5 protein-coding genes and 1 tRNA gene are annotated in these 9,738 nt (G+C 65.3%); 2 read left to right on the top strand and 4 right to left on the bottom strand.

Annotated elements, in window-relative coordinates; genetic code table 11:
- Window positions 1-40: 40 nt before the first annotated feature.
- From gltB to L8F96_RS06860, 4 genes are all read right to left on the bottom strand, one after another.
- Window positions 41-4,555: a glutamate synthase large subunit gene (gene gltB, locus L8F96_RS06845; RefSeq protein ID WP_334655606.1), complete on the bottom strand. Its 4,515-nt coding sequence runs from the start codon at window positions 4,553-4,555 to the stop codon at window positions 41-43.
- Complete coding sequence (locus L8F96_RS06850) at window positions 4,555-6,003, bottom strand: NAD(P)-dependent oxidoreductase (protein ID WP_125945399.1); 1,449 nt, start codon at window positions 6,001-6,003, stop codon at window positions 4,555-4,557. The genes gltB and L8F96_RS06850 overlap by 1 nt, the downstream gene beginning before the upstream one ends.
- 132 nt (window positions 6,004-6,135) lie before the next feature.
- Window positions 6,136-6,936, bottom strand: a complete 801-nt coding sequence (locus L8F96_RS06855) for an undecaprenyl-diphosphate phosphatase (RefSeq protein ID WP_334655607.1) — start codon at window positions 6,934-6,936, stop codon at window positions 6,136-6,138.
- 67 nt (window positions 6,937-7,003) lie between these two features.
- Window positions 7,004-7,930, bottom strand: coding sequence for a complex I NDUFA9 subunit family protein (locus tag L8F96_RS06860; RefSeq protein WP_334655608.1), 927 nt, complete (start codon window positions 7,928-7,930; stop codon window positions 7,004-7,006).
- A gap of 100 nt (window positions 7,931-8,030) precedes the next feature.
- Between L8F96_RS06860 and L8F96_RS06865 the strand changes: the two genes are divergently transcribed.
- Together L8F96_RS06865 and L8F96_RS06870 are read left to right on the top strand one after the other, a co-directional pair.
- A tRNA-Leu gene (locus L8F96_RS06865) sits at window positions 8,031-8,117 on the top strand.
- 185 nt (window positions 8,118-8,302) lie between these two features.
- A complete protein-coding gene (locus L8F96_RS06870) occupies window positions 8,303-9,700 on the top strand; it encodes a DUF6538 domain-containing protein (protein ID WP_334655643.1) in 1,398 nt (465 codons plus the stop codon).
- The last annotated feature ends 38 nt before the right edge of the window (window positions 9,701-9,738 follow it).

Consider the following 9,738-nt stretch of genomic DNA (forward strand, 5'->3'; position numbering starts at 1 on the left):
CGCCGCTCGCCGCTCGGGTCACGAGCGGCGGGCGCGTCCCTCATTCGGCCGCTTCCATCACGGGGCTGTCGTCCAGCGGGTGCGACAGCCGGTCCAGCATCTCGCGCGGGACCACCTGCCAGAACCGGCCGACGCTGCGGTCCCAATCCTCCAAGATACCGCGCGACCATTTGGAATCGGTCGCCTTGGCATGACGCGCGATCAGGTCGTGCAGCACGTGCGCCCAATGCGTCGAGGCGAGCCGCTGCCAGGTGATGCTTTCCGGATTGGCGCGCCGGGCGAAACTGTCGTCATGGTCATAGACGAACGCCATGCCGCCGGTCATGCCGGCGCCGAAGTTCTGGCCGACGGCGCCCAGCACCACAGCCGTGCCGCCGGTCATATATTCGCAGCCGTTCGCGCCGCAGCCCTCGACCACCACCGTCGCGCCCGAGTTGCGGACCGCGAACCGCTCGCCCGCCTGTCCGGCCGCGAACAACGCGCCGGAGGTCGCACCATAGAGGACGGTGTTGCCGACGATCGTATTTTCCTGGCTGCGCAGCGGTGACGACACTGCCGGGCGCACCACGATGATGCCGCCGGACAGACCCTTGCCGACATAATCATTGGCGTCGCCGAACACCTCCAGCGTGATGCCCTTGCACAGGAAGGCGCCAAGGCTCTGCCCCGCCGAGCCGCGCAGGCGGATCGTCACGTGATGGTCGTTGAGCGCGCTCATCCCGAAGGTGCGCGTGATCTCGCTCGACAGCCGCGTGCCGACTGCGCGGTGCGTGTTGCGCACCGAATAGGTCAGCTGCATCTTTTCGCGGCGCGAGAAGACGGCGGCGGCGTCCTTGATGATCTGCGCGTCCAGGCTGTCGGGCACCTCGTTGCGGAAGGTGCTGAGCGAGAAGCGGCGCTCCGCATCCGTGGCATCGACCTTGGCGAGGATCGGGTTGAGATCGAGGTCGTCGAGATGCTCCGCACCGCGGCTCACCTGCCGCAGCAGCTCGGTACGCCCGATCACTTCGTCGAGGCTGCGCACGCCCAGCCGCGCCAGGATGTCGCGCACTTCCTCGGCAATGAAGGTCATCAGGTTGATGACCTTTTCCGGCGTTCCGACGAACTTCTCGCGCAGCCGCGGATCCTGCGTACACACGCCGACCGGGCAGGTATTCGAATGGCACTGGCGCACCATGATACAGCCCATCGCGACGAGGCTGAGCGTGCCGATGCCGAACTCCTCCGCCCCCAGGATTGCGGCGATCACGATGTCGCGCCCGACGCGAAGGCCGCCGTCGGTGCGCAGCTTGATGCGCCCGCGCAGGCCGTTCAGTGTCAGCACCTGATTGACCTCGGAAAGGCCCATTTCCCACGGCGTGCCGGCATATTTGATGCTGGTCTGCGGGGAAGCACCCGTGCCGCCGACATGGCCGGACACCAGGATCACGTCGGCATGCGCCTTCGCGACGCCCGCCGCCACCGTGCCGATGCCCGCCGAGGAGACGAGCTTCACGCATACCCGCGCGCGCGGGTTGATCTGCTTCAGATCGTAGATCAGCTGCGCCAGATCCTCGATCGAATAGATGTCGTGGTGCGGCGGCGGCGAAATCAGCGTCACGCCCGGCGTCGCATGGCGCAGCTTGGCGATGAATTCGGTCACCTTGAAACCGGGCAGCTGCCCGCCCTCGCCGGGCTTGGCACCCTGCGCGACCTTGATCTCGATCTCGTCGCAGGCGTTGAGATATTCGGCCGTCACGCCGAAGCGCCCCGACGCGATCTGCTTGATCACCGAATTGGCGTTGTCGCCATTCTCGTACGGCTGATACCGGCTCTTGTCCTCGCCGCCCTCGCCCGACACCGCCTTGGCGCCGATGCGGTTCATCGCAATCGCCAGCGTCTCATGCGCCTCCGGCGACAGCGCGCCCAGGCTCATGCCCGGCGTGATGAAGCGCTTGCGGATCTCGGTGATCGGCTCGACCTGGTCGACCGGCACGCCTTCGGCCGGGAAGTTGAACTGCAACAGGTCGCGCAGATACACCGGCGGCTGGTCCGCCACCCCGCGCGAAAATTGCAGATAGGTCGAATAGCTGTCGGTGCTGACGGAGGTTTGCAGCAGGTGCATCAGCTGCGCCGAATAGGCATGCGCCTCCCCGGTATGCCGCTGGCGATAGAAGCCGCCGATCGGCAGGTTCACCACCGCGTCGTCATAAGCGGCATCGTGCCGCCCCTTCGCGTTGACGTGGAGCGAGGCATAGCCCTCGCCCGAGATCTTCGCCGGCATCCCCGGGAAGAAATCGTTCACCAGCGCGCGGGACAGGCCCACCGCCTCGAAGTTGTAGCCGCCACGATAGCTGGAGATCACCGCGATCCCCATCTTCGACATGATCTTCAGCAGCCCTTCCTCGATCGCCTTACGATGCCGCTTCAGGCACTCCTCCAGGCTGAGGTCACCGAACAGCCCGCGTGACTGACGATCGGCGATTGCGGCTTCCGCCAGATAGGCGTTCACCGTGGTCGCGCCCACGCCCACCAGCACCGCATAATAATGGGTGTCGAGGCATTCGGAGGTGCGCACGTTGATTGAGGCGTAGGAGCGCAGGCCCCGCCGCACGAGATGCGTGTGCACGGCCGCGGCCGCCAGCACGCCGGGGATCGCGATCCGCGCCGGCCCGACATGTTCGTCGGTGATGAAGATCTCGCTCTTGCCCTGGCGCACCGCCTGTTCCGCCTCGTTGCGGATGCGCTGGATCGCGGCGCGCAGCTTTTCCGGCCCGCCGTCCGCCTCGAACGTGGCATCGATCTCCGCCGCGGCGTTGTTGAAATAGGTCTTCAGCCGTGCCCAGTCGGTCGACGTCAGCACGGGCGAATCGAGCACCAGCACGCGCTCGCGCCGATCCTCGGTGTCGAGGATGTTGGCGAGATTGCCGAACCGCGTCTTGAGGCTCATCACATGGCGTTCGCGCAGCGAATCGATCGGCGGGTTCGTCACCTGGCTGAAATTCTGCCGGAAGAACTGACTGATCAGCCGCGGCTTGTCGGAAATGACGGCGAGTGGCGTATCATCGCCCATCGATCCGATCGCTTCCTTTGCCGTTTCCACCATCGGCGCCAGGATCAGCTCCATGTCCTCCAGCGTCTGGCCAGCGGCGACCTGGCGCCGCGCGAGTTCGGCACGGTCATAACGCGGCACCCCGGCGGCGGGCGGCGGCGGCAGATCCTCGATCGTCGCGAAATTGCCGATCATCCCGGCATAATCGGCCTCGCCGGCGATCCGGTCCTTGACCTCGCGATCATGATACAGCCGCCCCTCGGCCAGATCGACCGCGATCATCTGCCCCGGCCCAAGCCGCCCCTTGGCGACGATCGTCGATTCGGGAACGACCACCATGCCGCTTTCGGAGCCGACGATCAGCAGGCCGTCGGCGGTCTGGGTGTAGCGCAGCGGGCGAAGTGCGTTGCGGTCCATCCCCGCCACCGCCCAGCGGCCATCGGTCATCGCCAGCGCGGCCGGGCCGTCCCACGGCTCCATCACCGAGGCGAGATATTGATACATCGCGGCATGCGCGGGCGGCATGTCACCGCTGACGTCGCCCTGCCACGCCTCGGGCACCAGCATCAGCTTCGCGGTCGGCGCATCGCGGCCCGAACGACAGATCGCCTCGAAGGTCGCGTCAAGCGCCGCCGTGTCGGATGCGCCCGCCGGGATCACCGGCTTGATGTCCTCCGAATGCTCGCCGAACGCGATCGACGCCATGCGGATCTCGTGGCTCAGCATCCAGTTCTTGTTGCCGCGGATCGTGTTGATCTCGCCGTTATGCGCCAGGCACCGGAACGGCTGGGCGAGCCACCATTGCGGGAAGGTGTTGGTGGAATAACGCTGGTGGAAGATCGCGACCCGGCTTTCGAAGCGCTTGTCGGTCAGGTCGGGGTAGAACACCGACAGGCTCTCGGCCAGGAACAGCCCCTTGTAGATGATCGACCGGCAGCTCAGCGAACAGATGTAAAATCCCTGGATCTGCGCCGCGATCACCCGCTTCTCGATGCGGCGGCGGACCAGATACAGGTTCTTCTCGAACTCGGCCTCGTCGACCGCCTCGGGCAGCGGGCCGGCGATCATGATCTGCTCGATCTCCGGCCGCGTAGCCTGCGCCTTCAGGCCGATGACGCTGACGTCGACCGGAACCTGGCGCCAGCCATAGATGGTGTAGCCCGCCTCGATGATCGCGCTCTCGACGATGGTGCGGCACGTCTCCTGCGCGGCGAGATCGGTGCGCGGCAGGAACACCATACCGACGGCGAGCCGATTGGGCAGCACCTTGTGCCCGCCCATCGCGATCGCATCGTCGAAGAACCGCACGGGCAGGTCGACATGCAGGCCGGCGCCGTCGCCGGTCTTGCCATCGGCGTCGACCGCACCGCGATGCCATACCGCCTTCAGCGCATCGATCGCGGACTGGACGACGCGGCGCGACGGCTTGCCATCGGTCGCCGCGACCAGTCCCACGCCACAGGCGTCGCCTTCGAACTCGGGACGGTACATGCCATGGGTGGCGAGATATTCGCGCTGATCCATCACGCGGCCTCCTTCGCGGTCGATGCCGCGGCCTTGCTCTTCAGATATTGGTGCATCGATGCGGCCACGTCGCGCCCATCACGGATCGCCCACACCACCAGGCTGGCGCCGCGCACGATGTCGCCCGCCGCGAACACCCCGTCGAGGCTGGTCATCAACGTCCTCGAATCGACCAGCACCGTGCCCCAGCGGGTGACGCCCAGCTCAGGCGCATCCCACAGATGCGGCAGTTCCTCGGCGTCGAAGCCCAGTGCCTTGATCACCATGTCCGCCGGCATGTCGATCGGCCCGCCCGGATCCACCTCCGGCGCGCGGCGGCCACTTGCATCGGGCGCGCCCAGCCGCATGCGATTGGCGCGCACCGCCGTGACCTTCTCGTCCCCGACAAAGGAATGCGGCGCGGACAGCCAGACGAATTCGGCGCCTTCCTCTTCCGCATTGGCCACTTCGCGCTGCGATCCCGGCATGTTGGCGCGGTCGCGGCGATAGAGGCATTTCACGCTCTTCGCGCCCTGGCGAATAGCGGTGCGCACGCAATCCATCGCGGTATCGCCGCCACCGATCACGACCACATTCTTGCCCGCGGCATCCAGCCCGCCATTGTCGAAGGCGGGCACCGAGTCGCCGAAGCTCTTGCGGTTGGAAGCGGTGAGATAGTCGAGCGCGGCGATCACGCCGGCGGCATCGTTGCCCGGCACGTCAATCGCCCGCGCCTTATAGACACCGGTCGCGATCAGCAGCGCATCATGCCGCGCGCGCAGGTCCGCAAGCGAGGCATCATCGCCGACTGTAAAGCCCTCGTGAAAGACGATCCCGCCCGCCTTCAGCCGGTCGACCCGGCGCATCACCACCGGCTTCTCCAGCTTGAAGCCCGGGATCCCATAGGTCAGCAGCCCGCCGGCGCGATCGTGCCGGTCATAGACATGCACCTCATAACCATTGGCGCGCAGATATTCCGCTGCGGTCAGCCCGGCCGGACCGGCCCCGATCACGCCGACCGACTGGCCGCGCGCGGGGCCCGGCACCAGCGGCTCGACCCAACCTTCTTCCCAGGCGGTGTCGGTGATGAACTTCTCGACCGAGCCGATCGTCACCGCGCCATGGCCGGAGAATTCGATGACGCAATTGCCTTCGCACAGGCGGTCCTGCGGACAGATCCGTCCACAAATTTCCGGCATGGTGGAGGTCGCGTTGGACAGCTCATAGGCTTCGCGCAGCCGCCCTTCGGCGGTCAGCCGCAACCAGTCGGGGATGTGATTGTGAAGCGGGCAATGCACCGTGCAGTAAGGCACGCCGCATTGCGAACACCGCCCCGCCTGCTCCTCGGCGCGCGGCACCGCATAGCGATCCGCAATCTCGCGAAAGTCCTCCGCGCGCGCGTCCGGCGCCCGCTTGTCCGGGTAGGATTGCGGGGTGACGACGAAACGAAGCATGGAATCAGCAGCCATAAGCCCTCCGCCGACGTGGTTCTCACATCGGCCGGATGCCATCAAGTCAGCATTGCTGTCCTATTTTCCAGCCTGCCCCGTTAGATCGTCAGCCCGCACGTATTTTCCAGAGATATTAGTCCTTTTCCGGACCTACTTTGCTGCGAGCAACAGCAGAGCAACGCTCCCGGCGACGATTCGGTACCAGGCGAACGGCGCGAAACCGTGCTTCGTCACCACAGCCATGAACGCTTTCACCACCACCAGCGCGACGACGAACGACACCAGCGCGCCGACGCCGATCAGCTGCAGGTCATTGGCGGTGATCGCATCACGATGCTTGTACATCTGAAGCACCGTGGCGCCGGTCAGCGTCGGCAGCGCCAGGAAGAAGGAGAATTCCGCAGCCGTGCGGCGATCAATGCCGAACGCCATCGCACCCATGATCGTCGCGCCCGACCGGCTCACGCCCGGGATCATCGCCATGCACTGGACCAGGCCGATCTTCACCGATTGCGACACCGAAACGCCCGAGATGCCCCCGACGTCGCGGGTTTTCGCCAGTCGCTCGACGATCAGGATCGCGACCCCGCCTATGATCAGCGCCCAGGCGACGACGACGGCATTTTCCAGCAGCGCCTCGATCTGGTCGTTGAAGGCGAGGCCCAGCGCAACCGCAGGGATGAACGCGATCAACAGGTTACGGACGAAGGCGATCGAATGTTTCTCGCCCTTCATCAGGCCGGACAGCACCGCCATGAACGTGCGCCAGTACAGCACCACGATCGCCAGGATCGCGCCTGGCTGGATGGCGATGTTGAACACCGCCCAGCGCTGCGGATCATAGCCCAGCAACTCGGTGGCGAGGACGAGATGGCCGGTGGAGGATACCGGCAGGAATTCGGTCACGCCCTCGACAATACCGAGGAGGATGGCGGTCAGCAGATCGGACATGGGTGCCTTTCAGGTCACGCGCCGCCCAGGTCCGGGCGCGCGCGAAAAAACGCGCGCGAAACGATGCTCAGGCGGCGGTGGGACGGGCAAAGCGGCCGTTGCGCTGGTAGCGCACCAGCCAGCCCGGCGCGACGCTCGCCAGCGGCGTTGCGGTGATGCCCAGCGCGGTCAGCCCCTCGGCACCCGGCGTCACCACCGTGTCCTTCTGCAGCAGCTTCCACTGGTCGGGCGAGACCGGAATGAACGGCACCGCCGCCAGCACCCCGCCCAGCGCGTCAGGCACCCGAACGAACGACGGACGGCGGCCGATGGCGCGCGCAATCCACTGGTTCAGTTCCATCATGGTGAACACGTCCGGTCCGCCAAGCTCGAAGGTGCGCCCACCATAAGTCGCCGGATCGGAGAGCGCGGCGACCACCGCGTCACCCACGTCACCCGCGAACACCGGCTGGAAACGGGTGTCGGGCTTCAGCACCGGCACCACGGGCAGCCGCGCGATCATGCCGGCAAACATGTTGATGAACTTGTCCTCCCGCCCGAACACGGTGGAGGGACGCAGGATCGTCGCGGCCGGGAACGCCTCGCGCACGGCCGCCTCGCCTTCGCCCTTGGTTCGGGCGTAATAGGAATCGCCATCGGCATTCGCCCCGATCGCCGAAACGTGCACCAGCGCCCGGACGCCCGCCTCGCGCGCCGCCCTGGCCAGCGCCTGCGGGCCATCGACATGGATGCGCAACAGGTCACCGGTGAAGCTGCCGACCAGGTTCACCACCGCGTCCGATCCCGCCACGGCGCGCGCCAGCGTATCGGGGCGGGTAATATCCGCCGCCACGAACTGGGTCTGCCCCAGCCCGCCGAGGGGCTTCAGAAACCAGGCCTCGCGCGGATCACGCTGCGCGATGCGCACGCGGGCGCCAGCGGCAAGCAGGGTCTGCGCGACGTACCGGCCGAGAAAACCGCCACCGCCGATCAGCGTGACCAGTTTGTCCTTCATGTAACGCTCCGCCGAGGAAAAATTCGCTTTGCCCCTAGCCGTGCGATGTACCTGTTGACAAGGCTGCCACCTGGGCCCTAGAGGCGCCGGCCTACCCCGTGCCCAGATGGCGGAATTGGTAGACGCACCAGCTTCAGGTGCTGGCGATCGCAAGGTCGTGGAGGTTCGAGTCCTCTTCTGGGCACCATTTGTTCTCAAAGCATTGATAATGCTGGGGGATCGTCGAAAGGACGGTCCCCAGAGAGCGTTTGCTACACAGAACTGCTACACAGTCCGGGGCACCAATCGTCCCCAAACTCTCGGAAAACTGCCGTAAATGGTGGTGAGGGCTGCTACACAGCACTGCTACACAATCGACCTGTCGGACTGTGTATCCGGGGCACGCAGTTCTATTACCGTCGCCGGATTCCGCATGACGCTCGCGTGCTCATGGGCCGCACCGAGATATGGCAGTCGCTTCGAACGGACAGCTTGAAGATCGCCTTGCGGCGGCTGCCCAGCGCCATGGCTCGGGTCGAAGCCGAGATCGAACATCGCCGCTGGGCCGCTGGCCTTCATTGTGATCCGACGCTGCTCACACCGTCGTCGGACGATGCCGTGCCAAGGCGTCAGACGATTCCTGATGCGGCACCGGTCGAGATTGAGCGATCGCCATCTGTTCCGGCCAGCAGCCTGACCCTTGGCGAAGCATACGAGCAATATATGACTGACCCGACGCAGGTATGGTCAGCCCGAACGCGGGAGGCATATGAGACGAGCCGCAGGCTTGCCGTGTCGATCATCGGCAAAGACGTTCCCATGCGCTCGCTCGCTCGCGCCCATTGTCGCGACTATATCGACGTGCTGCGTTTCATGCCGCGCAATGCCGCCAAGCGGTTCCCGAAGCTCACCGCCCGCCAAGCCGCTGATCGCGCTCGAACGCGCGGCGAAACCGACCTTATCAGCGCTGCCAACGCCAACACCTGTCTCGCCAATCTGTCGAGCTTCCTGAACTGGGCTGTCAACGAGGAGCTACTCGATCGGAATCCGATACGTGGCCTGCGTCTGCCCGACGACACTGCAAAGAAGGACAAGCGCTTTCCGTTCAACCCGAGCCAGCTACACGCGATCTTCAACGCTCCGCTCTATCGGGGGTGCGTCGATGGGGAGCGCGGATATGCCAAACCGGGAATCGAGCGACCTCGCAATGCACGATTCTGGGTGCCGCTGATCGGCCTACACACAGGCATGCGACTGAACGAAATCTGCCAACTCGATGTCGCCGATATCCGAACGGTCGATGGGGTGGGTTGCTTCGTGATCACCGAGGATTCTGTCGCCGGAAGCACTGACAAGAATCTCAAGACGGGCGCGAGTGAGCGTCTCATGCCGATCCACAAGAACCTGATCGACTGCGGGTTGCTGCACTTCGTGGAGAAGCAACGCCGCGACGGTCGCACGAAGCTGTTCGAGGAGATCGACCCCGGCACCAAGGGCGTGCGGTCAGTCGCGTTTTCAAAATGGTTCACGCAGTTCCTTCGAAGCTGCGGTGCCTATCAACCTCGCACCTGCTTCCATTCATTCCGTCATAACTTCCGCGACGAGTTGCGCGCCGCGCGCATAGACCATGACGTTGCAATGGCGCTCGGCGGATGGACGAACGGAACGGGGAAGCGGGGAGCATCCGAGAACTACGGCAGCGGGCATCGGGTGGCCGTGCTGGCAGAGACGGTCAGCCAGCTTACCTTCCGCGAAGTGGATATCTCCCATCTGGCGTGGAACGCCAGATAGCAGCCCTCACCACCATTTACGGCAGTTTTCCGAGAGTT

The sequence above is a fragment of the Sphingomonas panaciterrae genome, assembly GCF_036890205.1.
Classification (GTDB): Bacteria; Pseudomonadota; Alphaproteobacteria; order Sphingomonadales; family Sphingomonadaceae; genus Sphingomonas; species Sphingomonas panaciterrae.

Coding starts and splice junctions, on each gene's coding strand:
- gltB (WP_334655606.1), bottom strand. CDS start 4,555: ATGGATCAGCGCGAATATCTCGCCACCCATGGCATGTACCGTCCCGAG.
- L8F96_RS06850 (WP_125945399.1), bottom strand. CDS start 6,003: ATGGCTGCTGATTCCATGCTTCGTTTCGTCGTCACCCCGCAATCCTAC.
- L8F96_RS06855 (WP_334655607.1), bottom strand. CDS start 6,936: ATGTCCGATCTGCTGACCGCCATCCTCCTCGGTATTGTCGAGGGCGTG.
- L8F96_RS06860 (WP_334655608.1), bottom strand. CDS start 7,930: ATGAAGGACAAACTGGTCACGCTGATCGGCGGTGGCGGTTTTCTCGGC.